This is a genomic window from Emticicia fontis, from assembly GCF_054779675.1.
In genome coordinates, this window is the sequence record NZ_BAAGXU010000012.1 from 180,591 (window position 1) to 205,545 (window position 24,955).

19 protein-coding genes and 1 tRNA gene are annotated in these 24,955 nt (G+C 33.6%); 8 read left to right on the forward strand and 12 right to left on the reverse strand.

What is annotated here, in order from left to right:
* The first annotated feature begins 19 nt into the window (after positions 1–19).
* Complete coding sequence (locus ACYVFA_RS08035; protein ID WP_460471298.1) at positions 20–2,407, forward strand: M56 family metallopeptidase; 2,388 nt, start codon at positions 20–22, stop codon at positions 2,405–2,407.
* A 111-nt stretch (positions 2,408–2,518) separates the two neighbouring features.
* Here the strand turns inward: ACYVFA_RS08035 and ACYVFA_RS08040 are convergent, their stop codons facing one another.
* Together ACYVFA_RS08040 and ACYVFA_RS08045 are read right to left on the reverse strand one after the other, a co-directional pair.
* Positions 2,519–3,508: an aldo/keto reductase gene (locus ACYVFA_RS08040; RefSeq protein WP_460471299.1), complete on the reverse strand. Its 990-nt coding sequence runs from the start codon at positions 3,506–3,508 to the stop codon at positions 2,519–2,521.
* Positions 3,509–3,785: 277 nt separating this feature from the next.
* A complete protein-coding gene (locus ACYVFA_RS08045; RefSeq protein WP_460471300.1) occupies positions 3,786–4,568 on the reverse strand; it encodes a 3-keto-disaccharide hydrolase in 783 nt (260 codons plus the stop codon).
* Between the two features lie 989 nt (positions 4,569–5,557).
* Between ACYVFA_RS08045 and ACYVFA_RS08050 the strand changes: the two genes are divergently transcribed.
* The 3 genes from ACYVFA_RS08050 to ACYVFA_RS08060 all read left to right on the forward strand — a co-directional run bounded on the left by ACYVFA_RS08050 (position 5,558) and on the right by ACYVFA_RS08060 (position 6,928).
* Positions 5,558–5,932: a T9SS type A sorting domain-containing protein gene (locus tag ACYVFA_RS08050; protein WP_460471301.1), complete on the forward strand. Its 375-nt coding sequence runs from the start codon at positions 5,558–5,560 to the stop codon at positions 5,930–5,932.
* A gap of 110 nt (positions 5,933–6,042) precedes the next feature.
* Positions 6,043–6,417 (forward strand): hypothetical protein, encoded by a 375-nt coding sequence (locus ACYVFA_RS08055; RefSeq protein ID WP_460471302.1) that lies wholly within the window; start codon positions 6,043–6,045, stop codon positions 6,415–6,417.
* Between the two features lie 121 nt (positions 6,418–6,538).
* Positions 6,539–6,928 (forward strand): hypothetical protein, encoded by a 390-nt coding sequence (locus ACYVFA_RS08060; RefSeq protein ID WP_460471303.1) that lies wholly within the window; start codon positions 6,539–6,541, stop codon positions 6,926–6,928.
* Positions 6,929–7,094: 166 nt separating this feature from the next.
* Here ACYVFA_RS08060 and ACYVFA_RS08065 read toward each other — a convergent pair whose 3' ends face one another.
* Positions 7,095–8,369, reverse strand: a complete 1,275-nt coding sequence (locus ACYVFA_RS08065; protein ID WP_460471304.1) for a DUF349 domain-containing protein — start codon at positions 8,367–8,369, stop codon at positions 7,095–7,097.
* A gap of 200 nt (positions 8,370–8,569) precedes the next feature.
* Between ACYVFA_RS08065 and ettA the strand changes: the two genes are divergently transcribed.
* Positions 8,570–10,234: an ABC transporter ATP-binding protein gene (gene ettA / locus ACYVFA_RS08070; RefSeq protein ID WP_460471305.1), complete on the forward strand. Its 1,665-nt coding sequence runs from the start codon at positions 8,570–8,572 to the stop codon at positions 10,232–10,234.
* Between the two features lie 50 nt (positions 10,235–10,284).
* On the opposite strand, the gene der is transcribed toward ettA, so the two are convergent.
* The 3 genes from der to era form a co-directional block, all read right to left on the reverse strand.
* Complete coding sequence (der, locus tag ACYVFA_RS08075; RefSeq protein ID WP_460471306.1) at positions 10,285–11,595, reverse strand: ribosome biogenesis GTPase Der; 1,311 nt, start codon at positions 11,593–11,595, stop codon at positions 10,285–10,287.
* A gap of 199 nt (positions 11,596–11,794) precedes the next feature.
* A complete protein-coding gene (locus ACYVFA_RS08080) occupies positions 11,795–12,694 on the reverse strand; it encodes an EamA/RhaT family transporter (RefSeq protein ID WP_460471307.1) in 900 nt (299 codons plus the stop codon).
* 38 nt (positions 12,695–12,732) lie between these two features.
* Complete coding sequence (gene era / locus ACYVFA_RS08085) at positions 12,733–13,635, reverse strand: GTPase Era (RefSeq protein ID WP_460471308.1); 903 nt, start codon at positions 13,633–13,635, stop codon at positions 12,733–12,735.
* Positions 13,636–13,720: 85 nt separating this feature from the next.
* Here era and ACYVFA_RS08090 point away from each other — a divergent pair.
* A tRNA-Met gene (locus ACYVFA_RS08090) sits at positions 13,721–13,793 on the forward strand.
* A 140-nt stretch (positions 13,794–13,933) separates the two neighbouring features.
* Positions 13,934–15,139 carry an HNH endonuclease gene (locus ACYVFA_RS08095; protein ID WP_460471309.1) on the forward strand — a complete coding sequence of 402 codons (1,206 nt, stop codon included), beginning with the start codon at positions 13,934–13,936 and terminating at the stop codon, positions 15,137–15,139.
* A gap of 60 nt (positions 15,140–15,199) precedes the next feature.
* Here the strand turns inward: ACYVFA_RS08095 and ACYVFA_RS08100 are convergent, their stop codons facing one another.
* From ACYVFA_RS08100 to ACYVFA_RS08125, 6 genes are all read right to left on the reverse strand, one after another.
* Entirely contained in the window at positions 15,200–16,606 is a 1,407-nt protein-coding gene (locus tag ACYVFA_RS08100) for a hypothetical protein (protein ID WP_460471310.1), read from the reverse strand.
* Positions 16,607–16,752: 146 nt separating this feature from the next.
* Positions 16,753–17,130 carry a hypothetical protein gene (locus tag ACYVFA_RS08105; protein ID WP_460471311.1) on the reverse strand — a complete coding sequence of 126 codons (378 nt, stop codon included), beginning with the start codon at positions 17,128–17,130 and terminating at the stop codon, positions 16,753–16,755.
* Between the two features lie 11 nt (positions 17,131–17,141).
* Positions 17,142–18,344: a hypothetical protein gene (locus ACYVFA_RS08110; RefSeq protein ID WP_460471312.1), complete on the reverse strand. Its 1,203-nt coding sequence runs from the start codon at positions 18,342–18,344 to the stop codon at positions 17,142–17,144.
* A gap of 121 nt (positions 18,345–18,465) precedes the next feature.
* Positions 18,466–18,897, reverse strand: a complete 432-nt coding sequence (locus ACYVFA_RS08115; protein ID WP_460471313.1) for a hypothetical protein — start codon at positions 18,895–18,897, stop codon at positions 18,466–18,468.
* The gene (locus ACYVFA_RS08120; RefSeq protein WP_460471314.1) at positions 18,845–21,403 is read right to left on the reverse strand and encodes a DNA cytosine methyltransferase; all 2,559 of its coding nucleotides are present in this window, start codon (positions 21,401–21,403) and stop codon (positions 18,845–18,847) included. The genes ACYVFA_RS08115 and ACYVFA_RS08120 overlap by 53 nt, the downstream gene beginning before the upstream one ends.
* A 143-nt stretch (positions 21,404–21,546) precedes the next feature.
* A complete protein-coding gene (locus ACYVFA_RS08125; protein WP_460471315.1) occupies positions 21,547–22,533 on the reverse strand; it encodes a hypothetical protein in 987 nt (328 codons plus the stop codon).
* Positions 22,534–23,780: 1,247 nt separating this feature from the next.
* On the opposite strand from ACYVFA_RS08125, the gene ACYVFA_RS08130 reads away from it, so the two are divergent.
* Positions 23,781–24,350 (forward strand): transposase, encoded by a 570-nt coding sequence (locus ACYVFA_RS08130; RefSeq protein WP_460471316.1) that lies wholly within the window; start codon positions 23,781–23,783, stop codon positions 24,348–24,350.
* Positions 24,351–24,955: the final 605 nt, after the last annotated feature.

A 24,955-nucleotide genomic window follows, 5' to 3' on the forward strand; every position in this document is an offset into this window, starting at 1 on the left:
TATAACATTTAATTAAATTATGAAAAAGCTTTTTGATTTTACTGCCGGAATTCCCGAAAACATCAGTTCAGCATTAGGCTGGACACTCATCCACTCTTTATGGCAAGGGCTTGTTATTGTAGTGGTTTTTGGTATCTTAAGATACATTTTCAAAACGTCTAATGCACGTTACTGGCAAGGCATAGTTGCCTTGAGTTTACAATTGATTAGTGCCCTTGTTACTTTCAGCCTGGTATATCAACCTGCTGAAATGGAAGCAACCGGAAAGCCAAGATTCATGGCTTTCTTTATCAACAATGCTGCAAATCTGGATGGCGTTTCAATTTTTGCTCCTTCAAAATTAAGTTTCTTTCAGCAAGCAGAATTATTTATCCACAACAACCTGGGAACTTTCGTGTTATTCTGGTTCATTGGAGCTAACCTTCTATTGCTACGCTTAATCATAGGTTTTGTATATGTGCAGCAATTAAAAGTACAGAAAATCACGCCTGTAAGAGATGAGATATTGGGCATTATGGAAGAATTACAGGAGAAAATCCAGTTGCATCTGCCTATCCGATTATTTGAATCGGCTAAAGCAGCAGTGCCAATGACTATTGGTTGGATAAAACCTATTATTCTTCTTCCGGCGGGTATTATGTCAGGCTTGACGATTACGCAATTAGAGGCCGTTTTAGCGCATGAATTAGCCCACATCAAACGCCATGATTACCTGATTAATATCTTTCAGAGTTGTGTTGAGATTCTTTTCTTTTATCATCCTGCAACCTGGTTTATTTCAACACAAGTGCGTGACGAAAGAGAAAATTGCTGTGATGATTTTGCAGTAAATATCTGTGGCGACAGACTGGTTTTAGCCAAAGCCTTGACACAAGTAGCTACATTCCAGCATCAGCCACGTCTGGCTATGGCCTTCGGAGCTAAACGTCAGACCTTTATGGATAGAATCAAACGCATTGTGGGTATCAATGATGCCAAACCTATGAGCTATGGCAATTGGGCAGTTTTTGTAGGCATGGTATTGATTGCCGCTATGGGCATTGCTTACGGGCAGGATAGAATCGCTAAAAATGACCCTCAGTCGAAAAATACTGAATTCACAAAGCCTGAAGAACAATACGATTTCTATTTTTTCGAAAAAGATAGAAAGAATGTAGGGGTATTTAAAAACAAAAGGGGCGAAATTATAAAGATTGTAATAGATGGTAAAAATCTGACAGGCAAAGAGTTTGAAACAATGAAAACCTATTCTGACGAGTTCCTGAAAGCTAAAAACTCACACTTTTCCGTAGTGCCGGGTATTGTGGAAGATGAAATACAAGACGTCAATGAGCAATTCTTTGGTACAGAATTTAGTGAAGAATTCAATACCGTAGCTGATACTTCAAGATTACAGGATGCTGAAAAAGAAATGGAACGTTTGAGCAAAGAAATGGAGAAGTACAGTCAGGAAATTGAAAAGCATAGCAAACAAATGGAAGATAAATATGGCAAATTGATGGAAAAGCATAGCAAAGACATGGAGCAGGTTTCCCTGAAAATGCGTGTACCTCAGAGAAAAATTGACAATCTATCTATCGAAATGCAGGAAGTGAGTCTGGCCATGAGAAAAATCGAAAATCAATACCGCGATGTGAGAATGCCAACTGATGCCGAACAAAAATTGAGAGGCTTGGAGAAAAAAGAGCGTGATCTTGAAAATCAGATGCATGTATTTGAAGAAGAAATGCGTAAAGTTGAGGAAGAAATGGTGCCTATCCAACGGAAAATGGAGCGTTTGAATAACCCGATGGATAGTTTACAAAGAGCAATGGAACGCTACCATCGCCCTATGGATAGCCTTGGTCGATTGATGGAAGAAAAGGGAAAAGTAATTGAAAGATTAGCCAAAGAGGAGGAGGCGCGCTTTAAAAAAGAATTCCGCGATTTTGCTGAGATGCTTTTCAAAGAAGGCTTGATTAAAGATAAAAAAGACTTCGAAATTCGTTTAAAAGGACAGAAACTACTCATTAACTTAGAGCCACAATCTTCTGCTGTCTACGAAAAAGTATGGAACTGGATTGATAAGACCTGGGGTAGTCGTATGAGAGGTATTAAAGATAAAGACTTTACGATTGAGGCAAATGGTGAGCATATTAATTTTAGTACCTATAGCGAAAACGGACATATCTTCCATAATTTTGGTAGCATTGTACCTCCGGTGCCTCCAGTACCAGCTGTTGCGCCAACGCCACATGCCATAGCAAGACCAGCCATTGCATCAGCGGCTCCAGTGCCTCCGGCACCTATCAGATATGCAGGAACGCCTTCTCCGGTTGTGGCGCCAACACCGCCATCAGGATATATCAGAACTCCTGCTCCGGTAGTTGCTCCCAGACCAGCCAAAACACCCAGAATCTATGAATAAGAGTAAATCATTCTATTCTTTAACGGTATTTTATTCGAGATAAGCATTTAATAAGAAAATCCGGCTTTACTAATCAATATTAGTAAAGCCGGATTTTCACTTTATTATTGATTAGCCATTAACAAACTGCATACTTGCCGCTGGATAACGGGTTCCGGCTGCTATATTTTTCGGTGCGATGGCATCGATTTCTGCTAATTCATCAGCAGAAAGTGTAATAGCTGCCGCTGCCATATTTTCTTCCAGGTATTTCACGCGTTTAGTGCCCGGAATCGGGAAAATATCATCGCCTTGTGCCATCACCCAAGCCAAAGCTAACTGTGAAGCCGTACAGCCTTTTTCAGTAGCCAACTGTTTGATTTTGTCAACCAGTACAAGATTCTTTTCAAAATTCTCATCCTGAAAACGTGGCGACATTCTTCGGAAATCATCTGGTGCCAAATCATCAAAACTTTTGATTTCTCCTGTCAGAAAACCTCTACCCAAAGGACTATAAGGCACAAAGCCGATACTTAATTCACGGCAGGTTGGAATAATCTCATCTTCCGGCTCACGAGACCATAGCGAATATTCGGTCTGTAAAGCTGTAATAGGATGCTCTTTAAAAGCCTTGCGAAGCGTAGCGGGAGCTGCTTCTGATAAACCTATATAACGAATCTTCCCCTCTTTTACCAAATCAGCCATAGCACCTACGGTTTCTTCAATCGGCACGTTCGGGTCAACACGGTGTAGATAATAGAGATCTATGGTCTCAATTCCTAATCTTTGCAGGCTACCTTCACAGGCTTTTTTACAATATTCAGGTGAGCCATTAAAGCCTCTTACGGTAGGATCAGTAGCACTTCTTACAATACCGAATTTAGTGGCCAATACAACCTCTTTTCTTCGGTCTTTTAATACCTTACTTAGTAATATTTCATTCTTGAAAGGGCCATACATATCAGCCGTATCCAGAAAATTTACACCTGAATCAATGGCTTTGTTAATGGTTCGTAAAGATTCCGCTTCGTCGCTGCTTCCATAGAATTCTGACATACCCATACAGCCAAGACCCATCTGTGAGGCTATCAAGCCCTGATTACCCAATTTGCTTTGTTTCATTGTGAAAAGGTTGAAGTGTGAGATAATAAGATTGTAAATAGAGAGGGGGAAAGTCTTATTGCTTTCAAAACATTAACAATCTGCTAAAGTGTTTGGTTTACTCAAATATATCAATTGAAGAAATTTAATCTCTATTTTTTTCTGAACTATGATTTAAAACTCTGTATAATTGTTCATCAGTTAAATCATAAAATCAGGTAAATCAAAGTTCAGACAAAATGAAAATGCCGTTCCTTTGGAGAACGGCATTTCTATATAACTCTATACTATATAAGTCTTACAGTTTTCTGATCCAGATATTTCTGAATTGAGTTTTGTTGCCATGGTCTTGTAAGTGGATTACATCGTCACCATGTGCTTCTGGGTATGTGTGTAAGCCAATATAAAGAGTCAAGCCAAGAATAGTAGTATTGTTTTGAACTACTACACCATTGTGTAATACAGTGATACGAGCAGGATAATCAATGCGGCCATCTGCTTTGAAACGAGGGGCTGTATAGATAACATCATAAGTATTCCACTCTAATGGGCTACGTGTAACGTTTACCAGAGGAGCCTGATCTTTATAGATACTTCCGGCTTGTCCGTTACGGTAAGTACGGTTTTCGTATGAATCCAATACTTGTAGCTCGTAACGATCCTGGAAGAACACCCCACTATTACCACGACCCTGGCTATTGCCTTTTACTTCGTCTGGTGCACTCCACTCAATATGTAGTTGGCAATCTCCGAATTTCATTTTGGTTTTGATATCACCTGTGCCCGGAGCTACTTCCATAATACCATTCACAATATTCCATTTAGGAGCACTACCATCTTTCGCACTTACCCATTGCGATAAGTCTTTTCCGTCAAAAAGTATGATGGCATCAGAAGGAGCATCACCCAGATTTTTACCTGGAGTTACCACTGGTACTTCCGGATTCCAGATTTCTGTCATATCTGGTTTCATTGGTGCTGGTGAAACTTCTGGTACAGTGCTTTTGGTTTGGGCGTTAGTGTTGCAGCTGATTAAAACTGCAATGGCAAATGAAGAGGCTAAAATCTGTATTTTTTTCATCTTGAGTAAATAAGGTTGAATGTTACTCTCTATACTATATATATAGGTATAGATTAAGGCTGCAAGCTACAAGTTTTTTTAAAAAGAATATCTTAAAAAATAGATAAAAATTATTTTTCTGCTCTCTCAAAGAACCTTTTTTAGCCTTTTACCGACTTGAGTGCCGTGCCAAAACCAATAAAGTTTTGCGTACGGGTGTACGAAAACGGAATAAAAGCGTACGATATCGGACAAATTTCAATAGTCTGAAATTTTTTTTGGCACGCTAAAATTTATCTAAATCGTTGATTATTAATGATTTATAAATATTTTAACAAATTTTAAAATTTTCTGGCACGAGTTTGTCATATATATAAAATGTAAGCATGAGGCGAAAGGGCGAAAATGAGGTTTTACCAAAATTTTATTTTGTTTGTAACCTTTTTTAAAAAGCAAAGTATATACAGATAGAATATAATTTTGTGAAACGCCCAAATCGAACCAGAAATACAAAAGAAGTAACCGTTCGTAAGTTAGCATTGACCGTTTATAAATTGTAAGTTATCTGATAAGAAAAAGCAGTATAATTTTGAACCATCAAAGCAAAGACGAAAACAAAAAAAAGAGAAAAGCGGGAATAAGGAATTTTAACAAAAATTAAGGTTTCACAAAATAATGTTCTGTAAAGCTCTTTTTTAAAGTTAAATAAAAGGATTTGACGAAATAAAATTTTACAACAAATGAATTTTCAAGCAATCAAATTTAATTACCGTTTATCCTTTTAAAATAACCATTCGAGTAGTTTGTAATGCACAGTACCAGTTAAAACATATATCTTTGAATCATCAAAACAAAAACAAAATAGTAAAGCAGAAAACAAGAGACATAAAGAGATAAGAGGTTCATCACAAAATACTCGAATTTCATCACAAATGTCACACTGAAAAACAAAGCCGAGCTAATTTTAAAACATCAAAAAAAATTAAATAAAAGTTTAAAAAAATAAAATTATGAAAAAGTTAACATCAGCCATCGCAATAGCTTTATTAGCAACATCAGTAGCATTCAACGCCAATGCAGACGATAAAAAAATTGAGTACAAAAGCAGCAACCTTAATGTAGGTATGTACGAAGCAGGTTATGCAAACTCAATGAAATTGAATATGAACCTGACAAAAGATAAAGGTGTAGCCGCTACCGTTAAATTAATGGACGCAAACGGAAACACAATACACGAACAATTTATTGGTAAAAAAGCTGAATCATTCAAATTGTCTTTCGATATGACAAACGCTGAAGCCGGTAAATATTATGTAGAAGTGAAAAACGGAGATCGTATTATTACCAAAGAAATCTTAAAAAGCAAAAGTACTTTAAGTTATTAATCCAGTTACCGTTCATCAGATTATATAGCCGATTAACGTAAAAACTGAAACACACAGCTCTAGAAAAGCATCTATTAATTGAAAAAGCTAAAATTTAAAAGAATAAAATTATGAAAAAGATAACATCAATCATCGCTATTGCTTTATTAGCATCTACCGTAGCATTTAATGCAAATGCAGACGACAAAAAAATTGAATACAAAAGTAGTAACCTTAAAGTAGGTATGTACGAAGCAGGTTTCACAAATTCAATGAAATTGAACATGAACCTGACAAAGGATAAGGGCGTAAGCGCTACCATCAAATTGATGGATGCAGACGGAAGCATTCTACACGAAGAAGTTTTAGGTAAAAAAGTTGAAGCCTATAAATTATGCTTCGATATGAGCAACATGAAAGCCGGTAAATACTACGTAGAAGTGAAAAACGGAGACCGTATCATTACGAAAGAAATCTTAAAAGGATCGCATACATTGAGTTACTAAGCCACCGGCCATTTATCAAGCCATTAAGCCGTTTAGCTTAAAATTTGTCACACACAATAGTAAAAAGTAGTCTATTTAATTGAAAAAGCAAAGTACTTAACATTTTAACAAAATTATGATTATGAAAAAGCAAGTAAAAAATTTCGCATTAGCTCTAGTAGCAGGTTTATTCACATTCACAGCTGTTTCGGCAACAGAACTAGCAGAAGGAAAAACATTCGACGTAGGCATGTATCGCGTGTTGAACACCATGAAAATCAACATGACGATTGCTAAAGAACAAGGTAACTGGGTAGAAGTTCGTTTGAAAAACGATAAAAACGAAACAATCTATGTGGAGGTTATTAACAGAAAGGCGACTCAATTTGCAAAGAAGTTTGATTTAACAGGCTTGGAAGATGGTAAATATCGTTTCGAAATTACCAATGGTAAAGAAACCATCACAAAAGAAGTAAATCTTCAAACAAAAGTGCCGACTGTTTCAGAGTATAGAACTGTAGAAGTAAAATAATATATCATTAGTATTTAGTTTAGGGTAATCAGACAGCGTTGTGGTTTTTTCCGCAACGCTGTTTTCTTATGCGTTACGTTTAATGAATATCGTTAGAGAGAAAAGGCCAAAATAAAAGCCCCATTTGCCAAGCAAACAGGGCTATGTATGAAGCATAAAATTTATCTTATCCTACATTTTGTGCGGCACGTCTCAATTCTTCCAGAATTACTTCTTTCATCAATAACTTGCGTCTTTGAGTCTGAATATTAGAAGTCATGATTTTATCCATGTCCGGATTACGTGCTACACCATCGTAGCTTTCAATTAATTGTTTCAATTCGCCACGGGCACGGGTTACGATACTTTCCATCTCACGATATTTGGTCAAGACTTGTTGTCTTTCGCTCAAATAATTGTAGTTAGGCAATTTTCTTGTGATTACCTTCATCAGGTAACTCAACTCAAAAATCTTATCGCAAGCTGCTCTGAAGCGTTCTGCTACGTTGCGTACTGCCAGATGTGAAGGTACTTTGATATTCTTCCAGTCGTTCAAAAGCACTTTGGCTCTTTCAGTAGAAGCAAAAATATCTTTAGCGTCAGCCAATCTTTCAGCTTCTTCCATCATTTTTTGTTGTGCTTCTACACGAGGGTCAACTCTGGCTTTGATCTGAATACCCTTGGCGTTACAATATTTTTCGTAATAAAGAGTCGTTAGTTTTTTGAAACGGCGGAATTCGAATTTCAAACGTTTTGGAGGTACATCTCCCACATTTTTCCATTCGTGTTGCAGTCTTTTTAACTCGGCAAAAGATAATTCCCAGTTACCCATACGGAATAGTTGTTCAGCTCCTTTTACCAGCTCATTATATTTCTCCATGCGTTCGGCAATGATTCTGTTTTGCTCTTCGTAGAACGCTTTTCTACGTTGATAGAAATCATCCAGTACTTCACGGAAAACCGTTTCGATGTCTTCTTGATAAGGCTTGTCTACAGGCCCTGTTCTAATCCAGCGAGTTTTAATGTCTTGTAGTTTTTCAGCTACAATACCCCAATCAACATCTTCTTTAGCTTCTTTAGCTTCGTCAATCAAAGCTTGCTTGATAGTAAGGTTGTTGGCTTGGTTACCTACGATGAGCCCGCGAAGGTATTCTTCATGCTCATCTAATTTTTTGAGCAATGGAATAAAGTCGCCGATACCATCGAAGTTCAGCAGTCTTTTGCGAAGTTGCGTGAGTTTTGTTAAGAAGGAGCCCTTATTCTGGGCATCCGTGATTTCCGATTCTAGTTGATTAACCTTGTTTACCGCAATCTGGTAACGGTTAATGAAGTACTGGAAAGCTTCTTCTTCTGTGCGTTTTACTTCGCCGATTTGTCGGTCGGGCATGTCTAAGTAGCCCTTCAAGAATACCTTACCGTCTTTGATGTAAGCATATTCGTTATCTAATGTTACGCCGTCCATAATTAAAATCACATGGCTTGTGAGTCAAGGGTTGTGGTTTGAAAAGGTAAAATTCGTAGTTTTTTTGTATAATGCAAACTTGAATCACGATATTTGAGACAAAATTTTATTTAAGGTAGTAAAAAAGCCTGAAATACGATATATTTTTAAAAAATTTAACATTGGAGCATAAAAAACTATCTAAGAAACCGCATTAAACAATGAGTGAGCAAATTATTTTCTCGATGGAGCGGGTGAGTAAAATCATTCCTCCGAACCGTCAGATTCTCAAAAATATCTATCTTTCGTTTTTCTATGGAGCAAAAATTGGTGTTTTAGGTCTCAATGGCTCAGGTAAATCTACCCTGTTGAGAGTCATTGCAGGTATCGATAAAAACATCAATGGCGACGTAGTATTTTCACCTGGCTATACTGTTGGTCTTCTTGAACAAGAGCCGCAGCTAGACCCAACTAAAACCGTGAGAGAAGTGGTAGAAGAAGGGGTGCAGGAGATTGTAGATTTATTGAAAGAGTTTGACGACATCAACAACGCTTTTGCTGAACCCGATGCCGATTTTGATAAACTGCTTGAGAGACAGGGGGTAGTACAAGAGAAGCTCGATCAGTTAGATGCGTGGGAATTAGATACCCGTCTGGAACGTGCGATGGATGCTCTGCGTTGTCCGCCGGAAGATGCGAAAATTGAAACTCTGTCAGGTGGTGAAAAACGCCGCGTAGCACTTTGCCGCTTATTGTTGAAACAACCGGATGTATTATTACTAGATGAGCCTACCAACCACTTGGATGCTGAGTCGGTATTATGGTTGGAGGAGCATTTGCGCCAATATAAAGGAACGGTAATTGCCGTAACCCACGACCGTTATTTTCTGGATAACGTAGCCGGATGGATTCTGGAATTGGATAGGGGTGAGGGTATTCCATGGAAAGGAAATTATTCTTCGTGGTTAGAGCAGAAACAAAACCGCTTAGCGAAAGAAGAGAAATCGGAATCGAAACGTCAGAAGACTTTACAACGAGAGTTGGAATGGGTAAGAATGGCACCTAAGGCGCGTCAGGCAAAATCTAAAGCCCGCTTGGCTGCATATGACCGCATGGTGAGCGAAGATAACAGAGAGAGAGAGGAAAAACTTGAATTATTTATTCCTCCAGGACCACGTTTGGGTAACAAAGTGATTGAAGCCAAAGGCGTAAAAATGGGCTTTGGCGATAGACTACTATACGAAGATCTCAATTTCAATCTTCCACAAAATGGTATAGTAGGTATTATCGGGCCTAACGGTGCTGGTAAAACTACTTTATTCAAACTGATAACAGAGCAAATACAGCCATTAGAAGGAACATTTGAAGTAGGAGAGACCGTAAAGCTTTCGTATGTTGATCAGGAACATAACCAGCTTGACCCTGCCAAATCAGTATATGAATTGATTTCAGGGGGTAATGAATGGGTGATGTTGGGTAATAAGCAGGTAAATGCCCGTGGCTATGTAAGCCGTTTCAACTTCCAGGGATCAGATCAGGAAAAGAAAATCGGTACTTTGTCAGGTGGTGAAAGAAACCGTGTGCACTTAGCCATGATGCTAAAAGAAGGAGGTAACTTATTGTTATTAGATGAGCCTACCAACGATTTGGACGTAAACACATTACGTGCCCTGGAAGAAGGTCTTGAAAACTTTGCAGGTTGTGCAGTAGTTATCTCCCATGACCGTTGGTTCTTAGATAGAATCGCAACACATATTCTTGCTTTTGAAGGTAACTCACAAGTATATTGGTTTGAAGGTAACTTCTCAGAATATGAAGAGAATCGACGCAAGCGTCTGGGTACTGATGTAACGCCTAAGCGTATTAAGTATAAGAAGTTGCAGTAGTATAAAAGCAAATAAGCCTCATCAACGATGAGGCTTATTTGCTAATTCGCTTATTTATTTCTAAAGAATATCGTAATCGGTACTCCCTCAAAACCGAAATGCTCGCGTATTTTATTCTGTAAGAAACGCTCGTATGCTTCTTTGATATACTGAGGTAGATTACAGAAGAACACAAACGTTGGCGATGGTGTAGGTAACTGAAGACAATACTTAATCTTGATTTGTTTACCTTTCAACATAGGTGGAGGTGTCTGCTCAATGATTGGTAGCATTACCTCATTCAATTTAGAAGTAGTAATTTTGAAAGTTTTATTTTCATATACTTCCATTGCTTTCTCAATTACCTGAAAAATGCGTTGCTTTTCCAGAACTGAAGCAAACACAACAGGCATATAGTTCATAGGAGCAATACGTTCAAGAATCTCCTTCTTCATGCGATCGGCAGTTTTAGAATCTTTCTCTACCAAGTCCCATTTATTAATCATCAACACAATACCCTTTTTAGAATTATGAGCATTCGCAATGATACTAATGTCTTGTGATTCCAAGCCTTTAGATGCATCTAATAGAATGATACATACGTCAGAATCTTCCAGTGCTTTAATAGAACGTAAAACCGAATAGAACTCAATGCTTTCGTGTACCTTCGCTTTTTTACGGATACCTGCTGTATCAGTCAGAATAAAGTCTTTGCCATACAATCGATAGTGCGTATCAATCGCATCACGTGTTGTACCGGCAATATCAGTCACGATACTTCTATCTTTACCAGTCAGGGCATTAAGGAATGAAGATTTACCCACATTCGGACGACCCAGAATCGCAATTCTTGGAATGCCCTCGTTTGGATTTTCGATGCCATCATCCTCAAATGCTTTTACTACTTCATCTAACAAATCTCCCGTTCCGCCACCATCAGCAGCCGAGATGGCAAAGATTTCTTCACCTAAACCCATTTCATAAAACTCTGATGCCGTTTGTTGGCGCTCAAAAGTTTCTGCCTTGTTAGCTACAACAAATACAGGCTTTTTAGAACGACGAAGGATATTCGCAAAGTCTTTATCCAAATCAGTTAATCCTGTCATAGTATCTACCACAAACAGAATAACGCTTGATTCTTCAATAGCAATCTCTACCTGATCGCGGATAGCGCCTTCGAAAGTATCTTCCGAACCTACTACGTATCCGCCAGTATCAATAACTGTAAAATATTTCTCTGTCCAGACAGCCTGCCCATAATGGCGGTCACGCGTCACGCCCGGCATATTATCAGTGATAGCCACACGGCTCTCAATAAGACGATTAAAAAGTGTAGATTTTCCGACGTTCGGTCGGCCTACAATTGCAACAATATTTGCCATAAACCCCTGACCCTCAAGAGGGTATAATTATAGATGAAGACCTCTGAAATAATAAAAAAACAATTTTTCCAAATACCAATAAAGAGAGAGGTCTTTAGGTCTCTTTAAGCTTTGGGTATAAATGGGGTACAAAGATAGGAAAACAGAGGGAATTCTGTTGAGTATCAACACGGTACACGAGCTTTGGGTTCAAAGATACTTAAAAAATTCCTTGAATATCCTGCCACGAAATCAAAGCAATGGCAACAATAGCCAATAGCAAACCGATTTTATTCAAGCCTGTAAGCTTTTCTTTAAAAAATAGCCCGGCAATAATTGCCGACACCAGGATAACTCCGATATTATATAAGGGATAAACAAAAGCACCACTATTACCAAAAGCAGAAAGAGCTAATATCAGAAAATAGAATGACAAGAAATTGGGTACTCCGAGTGTTATACTCGCCAGAATGTTCTTACCTTCAATTTTCTCTTTGCCTCTTATTATCTGAATAATCAGAGCAACAGCTCCAGCAATTACCGCTCCAAGTACCATAACCAAAGTAACAGGGACAGTTCGGTCGGAAGAGGTGATATATTTCAGATTCAGATAATTAATGGCAGTATTGGTAATGCCATAAAGCAGAAAAACTGCAATAGGTAATAGGAAATCTAAGCCTTTGCCTTTGATTTTTTCATTACTTGGTTTAAACGTACTTAAGCCAACCGCTATTACTGCCAGAAGTAAACCCAGATAATTTAATCCATCAAAGGTTCGTCCATTCGTTTTTAAAATAAAAAGGCTGAAAATAACCGGAATTACTAAAGAAATATTATTAGCTAATGAGGTAGCCGTAATACCCATTTTTTGGGTAGAAACGCCTGATAGTATAAATGTAATGATAAACCCAACCCCTAAAAACAAAGCGTAGTAAGACCAGTCTTCTGAAAAATTCAACTCAAAATGCTGCTCTTTAGGCATTAATGCCAGACCTGTCAGAAAACAGACAGGATAGTTAAACGCAATTGCCTGAAAAGTACTGATTTGGTATTTTGGATAAATACGGAAATTAATCAGTAGTAATACCGAGAAAATGATACTTAAGATAAGGTATAGCATAGTAGTTGATTGTAGTAGAGATTAAAGTAATGGGTAGATTATTCGTACCCAAATTTCTCTAATTTATTTCGTTTATTTCTCCAATCAGGCTCAACTTTGATGTATTGTTCCAGAAAAATCTTTTTGCCAAAAAACTTCTCCATTTCCTGACGCGCTTCGATACCTACTTTCTTAATTCTTTCACCTTTATGACCCAGTAAAATAGCACGCTGTGTTGTGCGCTCAACATAAATTTCGGCACTAATCACAATCATGTCTTCTTTTTCCTTGAAACTGGTAATCACTACCTCACAGCTATAGGGTACTTCTTTGATGTAATTGGTAAAAATCTTTTCCCTCATGATTTCAGCCGCAAAGAAACGCTCCGGTTTATCTGTCAACTCATCTTTCGGGAAATAGGGTGGGTGGGTGGGTAAAAAATTAATGATTTTATCAAATAACTCGCCGATATTCTGATTTTCTAATGCCGAAATAGCAATGACCTCAGTAGCTTTGAAGTTTTCTTTCCAATAATTGAGCTTTTCTTCTATCTGTTCAGGCTTAGCTAAATCTATTTTATTAACAATCAATAAAATGGGCGTTTCTGTATTTTTGAGTTTTTCGATTACATCATTTTCATCATGTTTTTCGAAAATATCTGTTACAAACAGAATCACATCTGCATCATCAAGTGAACCATGTACAAAATGCATCATTGATTTGTGAAGCTCGTAAACAGGCTTAATAATACCTGGTGTGTCAGAGTAAACTAACTGAAAATCGGTACCATTGTGCACGCCATTTACAATGCCCATAATACGGTGACGGGTAGTTTGCGCTTTTGAGGTGATAATAGAAAGACGTTCACCCACTAATATATTCATCAGGGTAGATTTACCCACATTTGGCTTACCAACAATACTGATAAAACCAGCTTTATGATTTGGAGAAATTATATCCACGAGAAAAAATATTTTATTTTTTTGCAAAGATAGTTTTTTATTTCAAAAATAGTCGTACCTTTGCAGTCCGATTTAGGAACAACATCGCGGGATGGAGCAGTTGGTAGCTCGTTGGGCTCATAACCCAAAGGTCACAGGTTCGAGTCCTGTTCCCGCTACAAAATAAAAGCGTAATCTATTGAAAATCAATAAGTTACGCTTTTTTGTTTGTCTATTCGTTAAGCGTTTGGTGAAGCAATAATATGTATTTATGTTTTAAAAAGTTATATTTCAACTCTATAAATTACATGTTCTAATTATGAATAAATATGGAATACCTGTTTGGCAAATGGTAAAAGAAGCTATTGAAACTCTAGGTGGTGAAGTAAAAAATAGAGAAATTATAAATTTTATAACAAAAAAATGGAAAGGGATTAAATATGGAACAATACAAGCTCATATCAATTCTTTAACAGTTAATATTGATTCACGTGTAAACTATGAAGAAAATTCGTTTCCAAGGCGAACAGATTCACACTCCAATTATGATGTTCTATATAAAATCCGGCATGGTGTTGTTACTAAATACAATTTTATTTACCACGGTCTCTGGGAAATTTATAAAAATGAACAAGGTTCATTGAAAGTTCGTAAAATTCCAATTAGCCTAATTAATAAAATATATACTCCGGCTGATATTCTTTGGATTAAGAATATTACAAACGATGTGGTTGGTGAAGCTTATCTTGATGTTCCTGTTGCCGATGGCACTTTCAATCTTGAGTTCCCTGCGAAACATAAATCAAATGTCCTTAGTCCTCAAATAGGCGAATTAATAGTTCTTAGACAAAAAATAGATAATATTTCTGTACTTACTCATTTAGTAACACCAGTTGATAATGAAATAGTAGACAACCCTAGAAATCCTAGATTTAGATATAGCAGGAAAGTTAAAATAATTGCAGTAGCAGAGAAAGAATCGGCTATTAATGTTTCTTTAACCGTGTGGAAAAACATTAATTTTAGTGGTATATCTAATGGGAATGCTTGCAATATTAATAACATTGAATCTGTTACAAATATCGAAGAGTTACAGCTTCAAACTTGGCAAGACTTTATCAGATATTTTCGTTCGGAGGAGCGAAAATCTGTTGAAATTACAACGTCAGTAGTTAGCGAATTAAAAGCATTTGATATAGATTATAAAGTAAATGAGGGTGGATTAAAACTATTATCTCATCTTGTTAGAGAAAGAAATCCAGAAATAATAAGAAAGAAGAAAAGACAAGCCATAGAAAATAATAGTCTTCATTGTGAAGTTTGCACCTTTTCATTTCCTCAGACTTATAACAAAGTTTATATCGAATGTCATCATCTTACCCCTATTAGCTCTTCTGTAGGCGTAAGAGAAACTTCATTAGATGACCTTGCTCTGGTGTGTGCCAATTGCCATAGAATGTTACATTCAAAGTTTGATGGCCAATACCTATCTTTAGATGAGTTGAGAAATATTATGAAGAAATAATTGCCATTTTTATAGTAAATTATAAATCCTAGAGCTTTCTAAATCTTTAGGATTAAATAACTATTCAAAAATTTTACTATCTATATTCTCAGGCTTCAAATATTCAGGATTTTTTAAAAGTATATTAATGGAATGAGAAAGAATTTTTATTCCCGCTTCGACGCTTGAAATTTCAGGAAAAGCTTCGGCTTTAATAATTCTATTTTTATCTAAATCTTTTTTTTCTTTACTATGAATAATTGCACTTCTAAATGAGTAAATTTTCTTACATATTTTGAAAATCTGGAATGAAGTAAGAGAATTAATTGGGAATAATTTGCATAGAACTGCTACTCTTATTGCCAATTTATGAGTTACTTCTGAATTCTCTGAACCCTCTATAAATAATGCTTCAAGAGCCATTGTTATATCAAGAATAGAGTCATCAATGTGTTTTCTAAGAAAAGAGTTATTTAACCTGTTAATTGCAACTTCTACATTTCTTTGAATTGGGTTCAAGTAATTATTTAAATCACCATTGATAAATAAACTTTCAGTTATTTTTTTTGGTGGGTTTCGCCAGTAATAGTTTTCAAAATAATCAGGATAAGCTTTTATAGATACAATTTTTAACGGTATTAAGTCTACATCCCAAAAACTAGCCCAGTTATCAGGTTTTGCAATTATTTGACAATACCCTGTATCTAATCCCGATTTTATTCTTAAAAAAGCAAATACCTTATCAATATACGTATTAATAGTACTATTATAAAAATTAATATTATATAGCTCCCCTCTACTATCAGCATCATTTAGCAATAATTGACCTTTAATGACGAGAGCATGGGTAGATGCACTCATTACCATTTCATGAGGAGAAGAATTTTCAGATTTCTTTATGTTTCTTGACCTTTGCAATATATCATTCATTCTTTCAATACTTAAATTTTCCAGAATGTCAAGTTTCTCAAAGTCAAAAGTGACCATTAAGATTGGAACAATTATATCAAATTTTAATTCTTTTGAAAAAATATGATTTGCCCATTCATTAAAAAGTAATTTAAATTTTTCTTCATCAAACTCCTTTGTTGAATATATATGTATATATCGTTCAATTATTTCAGTAATTGGAGAGCTTGAATATAAATCATTTAAGTTTTTTTTTCTTATTTCATGATTACCAATAAAATATTTTCCTATTTCAAAAAATTTACAGAAATCATCATTAAGTAAAATATATTCTTGAAATTCTTTCCAACTTGACATATTTTTACAATCATCTTTATAAAATAGTCCAGAATATTTTCTTTTGGAATACGAAGATTTATAAAATGATGGATAACCAGTATCACGATAATTAATGGTGTAATAATCATCATGATAATTGGTCAGGGTAAATCGAAAGAATTCTTCCTCATGATTTTTTACGTACAATAAACCGTCGATAATAGCAGATTTAAGTTTACTATAAATTGTATCTAAATTCATTGGGTTTAAATTGTCTTATTAGTCACAATATAAATTGAAGCAATTTTTATAAAAGAAGAAAAAAATGCTAAGTAATCATTAAAAATAACTACCAAAAGAATATAATTGACAAATATTATTCTTATTGAAACTTAAAGGAAATAATATTATAACTGTAAGCCTCTGTCGAAATCTACATGATATTGAGGAGGAACAGTGCTTCTAATTGAACTTATATTTTGTGTAGCTCCCATTACAAAACCATGATTATTTATTAGATTTTGAATAAACTCATTGCAATTAACCCTTTTACTAATATTTCCTCCATTTCCTGCTGTATATTTTAAATAACAACTGAGATTTATAGGGTATCGGTGAAACTGTATTCTACCTTCTTTGCCCCAAGCTGTTCCTTTTTCATCATTAGGCTCCCAAGCTAAACTTGTAGAACCGTCATTTTTAGCAAGAAGCCCAATCAGTTCATAATATTCACTTTCATTATCAAATTTAATTTGTTGCACAGAGCCAAAATGTTGTTGATACATAGTTTTAAACTTTAAGTAATGTTATAAATTCTTGTTAATTCACTTTTAATAGTTTGGAAATTAAGCCCATAGTCCAAAGTTTGAGCTAGACCTGTATTTATTACGTATATAAACGATTCTTTTCGGTAAATAAATTCCCCTCTCTTTAAAGATATTTCAATACTGTCAGATTTTGCAAGCAAACAAATCAATTGATAATCTTTATTAATTGCAGTTGTCTTATTACTTGGATGTGCTTTTGTATTATGTTGGGTTGGTGTTAATTTAATTAGATTCTCAAGATAATGAGCCAATTGAGGAAATTCAGATTTAGAAAAAATATGATGTATTTGTGTAGCTTCTCCATTTGCCCATTGGTCTTTTATCTCGCTTTCCTTATACATTTTACGAATCATACTCATAGCTTTTTGAACCATATAGTCAGAGTATGCTTCGTTTTGTTCCATCATCAATTTTTCGTGTTCCTGAATAGATTCATTTCTTGAAATATTTTTGTTTTTATTAGTATCTCTCCAATTTGGGCGATTATACATTAAATCAGTATAATAAAACTGGTGGTCTGACAGTTTTCCTTTAATTGTGCCTTGAATGTTGTTTTCACAAGCATATATATTCAAAATTTTAGGAAAAATCCTATTTACTTCAAGTATCCCGTTAATTGCAGTATTTCCAATCAAGAATTTTTGAAAGCGTTCTTTTAATTCAGAAAAATCATCATCTGTAATAATTCCATTTTGACATTTATCCTTAAATTCTTCAAAATATTTTAGCTGACCACTATCAGATAATACTTTTTCAAGGTAGTGATAAAGAAAAATGTATGCATTTCGTTCTTTTATTGCTATAAATTCAAGTAGTGTTTTATTATTTATGCGATAAAGATTTTTATTTCCCTCTTTCCTCATAGTTAGAACTTTTGAATACGCTAACATTCTTAGAGGTTGAGAAGTAAATTTGTCATATTCTTGCCGCGTCGTTTCATTACCTGCATCAGGTTTATTAAAAATAGCTTTTACATTTTTATTAAAGTATCGGTCATTCCAAATATCATCTTTAGTAAATTCTAAATCTCTATCTGCAACATAGTTCAAAACGCAATCAGCCATAATACATAATACATCAGGTGTTACTTTCTGATCCATAAATCGTGCGTCCCTCGATTTTCTTACATCAAAGTCGAAAGACGCAAGAAAAGCCTTTAATTCTTCTATCATCTTAATAGGTTCTCTATAGGTTTTAATTTGGAAGTTGGTATTGGAGAGCCAGGGAAAGGATAATTCCCTCCATCTGGTCTCTTATATGTGGGTGGATAATCGTTAATAATAATCGATGTTTCTAATAACCTAGAGGATACCAATAGTTTAGGTCTTCTCTAATAAATAAACCAAAAATTACTAAATCATATTTAGTGAGCAGTGACAATTGACCTTTATTAATAAGTCTTCGACCATACAGTTCATTATCAGTAATTTGCCTAGATATGATTTTTTGAGCAAAATTTAAAGGTAAAGTTTCTGTTTTTACATCTATACGATTTCCCTTTACGATGAAATCATAGTCATCAATAGTAAAGTAATTTTCTCTAATATTAGCTTTCCAGTCGATACCTAAAGCATTACAACAAGCAAATTCTCCTAGAAAACCAATTTCATCCCTTTGGTCATAAGTTAAATGATTTACTTCAAAATGATGCTGAATAAAAGAATCTCTTCTTTTAGCTTCTATTGCCGCCTGAGTTTTCATTTCCTCTGTAATCAATATTCTCATTATCTAGGTCTTTAAAAATACCAAAGAAAAAAACAGAATTATTATCTATATTTAATGAGCGTGTACCATAATTTCTTGCAACTCTGTAGAATTTTTCAAACTCTTTTGTGCCATAATATTCCAAGTCTTTTTCTGTAGGTAATCTACTACCATTTTTAAGTGTTAATAATGCAACAGACCCATCAGCAATAGCATTTTTAGGTAAAAAACTAGCTCTTGGATAGTAGCTTAGATTTGGAATCATTACAACATTTTCCCGATTTAAATATTTTGCTACTGCTAAATTTTCCATATCATTAATATAGCAGTTGTAATTCTCTAAGTCTAACACTTCATTATTACCAATATTTCGAGATTTTAAAACTCTATATTTACCACTGTCTTTAGTTATTTGTTTAGTTATCTGCCTGTCTCTAAAACTTAGGAAAATATCGAATTTTAATTTCTTGGCAATTCTGTCAAACTCTTCATTTCTATATATAAGCCAATAGGGGAATTTTTTTGAAAACAGATAATCTTTTTCTTTTTGTTCTTGAGTATTTGTAATATAACTTTCAATTAGAATAGTTTCAGAATAGTTTTTATAAGAGGTTTCAAGCAAAAAACTAATCGTTTCAATTTTTACCCCTTTAAACCCTTTTTCTCCATAATCACAAATTTTTAAGAGGTTTTGATGAGTTAAAATTTCTCTAGTAATATTAAATTCGGGTGAATTGATTAAGCTTTTTGGAACAATCAAAGAAACATAATTACCTAAAGAAATTGCTTTTTCAATGAAAAATGAAAATAGGTTATTTGTTTCATTATTCCTTGCATTGAATCTATATAGAGATAAAGATTCTTGATTATTAATTAGTTTTTTATAAGGCGGATTTCCTACAACAATATCATATTTTGTATGAAATTGATAGGTAAGAAAATCTGCATTTATGAAGTTAAATTTAAATTTTTTAGGCAATTTTAGTTTGTCTAGAATATTCTGGAAAATAACAAAGGAATTATTGTCAATATCTACGAGGTCAAAAATAACCTCATCTTTTTCACTATACTTTTCGATAAGTAATGGAATAAAATTCCCTATACCTACAGAAGGTTCTAAAATTCTAATTTTCTTTTTCCCTTTTAATTCAGGTAAATCTTTTACTACAGAAAAAGCGATGTCTTTTCTTGTAAAAAATGCCGAATTTTCTTGACGGCTAGAATTGGCATATTCTGCTAGTTGAGATATATTTTCAAGTCCAAGATTATTGTAATTAGAGTTGATAAAAGAAACTAAATTATTTGTCTCAGCTAATTCCTCTTTTTTTATAATGTTGTTAATTTCTGTTGTGGAAAGAAATTTTTGACTTAAAACATTTTTGATTCTCTTAGCAATATTTCCAAAAACTTCTGTTGGGACAGCTTCTCCAATACAATGTCTAATATTAAGCTCTTCCTTTTTTAGAAAAGCTTTCTTTTCAATTTTGTTCAACAAATTAAGTTCTTCTATTGACAAGTTTGTCCACTTAAAATTTTCGGGAATACTCATCATTAGCATTAATTCTCTAATACTAAAAACTCTATTTTCAGATGGATGTAGTGTATTTTGGCTGGCTAAAATATCATTTCTTGTATGGATACAAGGACCTTCTCTATCCCAAAACCAACGGGCATACTTATCTCCATTTTTACTTTCATTAAAAATTATTTCACCGTCTTTTATCTGATGTGGTATTCTCTCTTTCTCTGTATTTTGAAATGCAGATTCTCCCTCTTTTAAGTTCTCAATCCAAGGAAGCATTTTTTTGTCAAACTCTCTAAATGAATGAAAAATATCATTTTCTGATATTTCTCCCATTTCATGAAGTTTAGGTAAATTTGAAAAAAGTGTTCTTAAAGTTTTAGGTTTACATACTTCAGGAAAAATATCATAAGGGCTAATATTCTGTAAGTCTTTTCTAACGCCTAAAACTAAAGTTCTTGTTCTACTTGAATTTGACCCGTATTCTTTAAAGTTTACAACCTTAAATAATATATTATAATTTCCACCTAGATTTAACTTTATAGCTTCTTCAATTGGTTTTTCTTTCCCATCAATATCAGTACAAGTAGTATTTAAGAATGCTCTTACATTTTCAAAAATGAAAAATTTAGGATTAACGTCTTTAGTAATTTTTATAGATTCAATTACTAATGAATTTCTGCCTATTTCATCATTTTTTTTATGATTTGCAACAGACATTCCTTGACATGGTGGAGTAGCAATAATTACATCTGGCTCAGAAATTTTATGGTCAGTTTGCCATTTCTTAATTTCACTAAATAATTTGTTTTTAGTTTCTTCTTCTGAAATATCCCCGTCCAAATAACCTGTTTCATATTTGCATTTTTGGTTATAGACTTGAATTTTCAACCTTTTAGTTAAAATCTCGTTTGTTGCAATACACTCAAATCCATTTTGTTTAAACCCAAAACAACCAACTCCCGCACTGCTAAATAAACTTATATATGTTAATGGCTTGTTCATAGTTTAAAATTTTATCTTAATTCGTTTTAAGTTATGTTTTTTAAATAGATTGTGGCTATTATTGAATCTATTATTGAATGTAAATAGTTAGTGTTTAAGTATTTAAGTATTTTTATTGTGAGATATTGTTAATTTACTTCTTATTAGAAAGATTCCTGCTCTCGCTGTTGTTCTATAGGGATATATTTGTCTTTGCAGTATTTTTCTATTTCTGTATCATTTATAAAATATTTATCACAAAAATCATTTAACTCTTTTTCTGTTGAGTTATAGTATCGTTCTTCTGCTGTTAGTAGTTTTTCAGTTTGTTCAATAAATCTTTCAAATTCCTTATTAAGTTTACATAATTTATCAATAGTCTTAAAATCCAAATTATGATATTTAGCTGTATACAATACTTTACTTTGATAGGGATTGGCATTTAATTCAATTATCCCAATACCAAAAGATTCATTTAGTCGAGCCATTTCTTCATTTAAACTATCGCTAATTTCAAATGCTACTAAATATCCGTAGTTTGCCCAACTAGAATTTGAAACAGCTTGAAAGAATGCTTTTTTAAGTTCACTATCAGTATTTATCTCTTTTTTTATTTCATACGAGCTTAGTTTAAAAGTGTCAACACGATTAATTGACTTTAAAAAAATTTGACTTGTTTTACTCTTTAAGTTTAGAAACTTAATACCTACCATATCAGGATGAGTCCAAATTTGATTATTATCTTTTACATTCGATTGTTCATGGAAAATTGTTTTTGAATATATCTCAGTATTTTTTAAATAGCTACTTAAGAGTTTATGCAAATCTCTTTCATGAAAAGTTTTCGTTTTATCTATTTGAACTTCTTTTGCTAATGTTGCATCGGTTTCTACCGAAAGAATATCAATTTCTATATTTTGTTCGTTTTTTGCCAGATAGTAAGAATACCCCCCAGATTTTTTTATTCTCTTTATTCTTGTATCTCCAATTCTTATAAAATCCCCAAGTAAAGCAGAAACTGTTGAAGGGGGTGTTTTAGCGTCTTTAAAGTCATAATATTTTTTAGAAATTATATGATTTGTTACATCATTGAAATTAGTTAAACCTCCAATATCTTCTAAACTTTTTAAAATAGCTTCCTTAAGTTTCATTAATCAGTGTTATTTATTTGCAGTTTACATTACAAAGATTTTGTTAAAATTATCTAATATTTTTTATTGAATAATCTAACAGGTAAAATAATTATAACATGTATTGATAGTAATGTGTGAGCAGCTTTGCAGTCTTTTGCGGAATTCTAATAAGTAAAAATTAGAATTAGTTAAGATGTTTGATGAAAAAATTAGAGTATTTCATGATTTATTTCTTATAGGAAGATTAGGAAAGTAATTGTAAATAGATTTTTTATAAGTTTAATTCTAAAATATATAACAAATGTTTTTACATATTTATAGAGTTTTCTTGTAGGTTACAATTTTGTACTTAAAAATAATTAACAAATATAGCTGAATATTTAGCTTCAAAATAGCATTTATTAATTCAATTAAATATTTTGGATATTGATAAAATTCGCTGCATAAAATATAATATTCTTTAATAGTATCTTGAGGTTCATATTCGTGCTTTATACCATGCTTAATAATAAAAGTTCCTTTATATGGCAGATTCTCAAATAACCCATTAATCAAGAATTTTGTGATAATAAGAGAATTTTTCTGGTTCGCATCATTTTTAATACAAAGTTGGCATTTAAGTATATCCATATGGAAAATTATTTAATACCTAATATAACTATATTTTAGGGTTATTGCAAGTAGTAAATCTTTACCAGAATTATAGTAGAAAATCATATATATAGTAATTTACGGAGGTTATATGCGCGTATATGACCTCCGAATATAGCTAATCCTCTTCTAAACAAGTTTCTTTATATTTCTCTCTTTTTTATATGCAAGAAAACTCAATATAAGTTATATTTTCAGCCTAGCGCGCCTGTGCGTAGTGGGGGGTTATGAGTGATTATATTCTTTTTTGTGGGGGTCATACGCGTGTTATTATGCCAAGTATACTTCAATTCTCTCTAAGCAAGTCCTTTTAAGAATTTCTCTTTTTTTATAGTGTAAGAAAACTCAATTTTTTACTCATATTTTTCTAATTCATATCTATCACTTTAGCCTCACGTTCGCCTGTGCGTACGCGTCCTTTTTTCGTTCCAAACTTATATGTAGGTTGTTATTTCGACAATACTTTATTTGTCTTAAAACAGTAAAAATTATAAATATGAAGTATGAAAATCTATTCTCTTTTTTTATATGAACTTGTCTAACATTATTGTTTAAATAAAAAGATGCTCAAATAAGGAGTAATTTTGTTTTGCGAACCAAAATAAAAACCTACGATGAGCATCTTAAGCAAAGATAAGATTAAAAAGTTCATTTTACCTTACTTGAGTGAGAGTAAAAGAGGAGAAAGCTTAACAGAAGAAAAGCGAATCAGTATAGTTTCAGCGATATTCCATCGTCTAAAAACTGGTTGCCAATGGAGAGAATTACCAATTGAACGATATTTTAAAGAAGGTTATAGTCCTAAAACTGTTTTCTATCATTTCTCCAAGTGGTGCAAAGATGGGTCTTGGGAAAGTATGTGGATAAATCTATTGAAACAATATAAGAATCTCTTAGACTTATCAAGTATTCAACTAGATGGCTCACAAACCAGAGCTAATAGAGGAGGCGAAAAGGTTGGGTTCCAGTTTAGAAAAGCAGATGAAAGTACAAATTTTTTGTATTTGTGTGATAATCAAGGAGTTTTGGTTGCTATTTCTGAACCCATTAGCGGCGAACATCATGATTTATCTGATATTAAATCGCATTTTCACTATTTAATGACTTGGTTAGAAAAGGCAGATATTCGAACCGAAGGGTTATTTCTAAATGCAGATGCAGGGCGGTTCGCCGCTGCGATTTGATAGTCAAGAATGCAGGAATATTTGCCAAGCTTATCAGATTGAGGCTAATATAGATTTTAATCCAAGAAATGGTTCCATAAATGACAGACATGAATATTTTGATGAAATTCTATATCAGAATCGTTTCGTTATTGAGCGAGCTTTTGCTTGGCTAGATGCATTCAAAGCGTTGTTAATCAGGTATGAAGTAAAATCATTAAATTGGTTTTGTCTCAATATTATAGGAATAGCTATTTGCTTTGTAAGAAAAATAATTGTAAAAATTAAGATTTGATATTACAGACAACTGACTTTAGCTAAGAATAAATCTCACATTTCTTATAAGTAATAATTGACTGTAAGTGCCTTATTTTCAATCTTAAATATGAGAAATTGGAATGTATATATTGTCAGATAATAAAAATCTAATTTTCTTCAAAGTGTTGATTTAAATTTAGTTTTTTACAAATAAATCGTAAACTAAAACATTAGACAAGTTCTTTGTAAGAAAATACATAAAACATATGTTTTTGATGGTATTTTAAGATGAAAGGCAAATCTACTATACTGTGGTGGTTCAATAGAAACGCTACATCTAGCAAGCAGATAAAATTTGTATTTTTCTA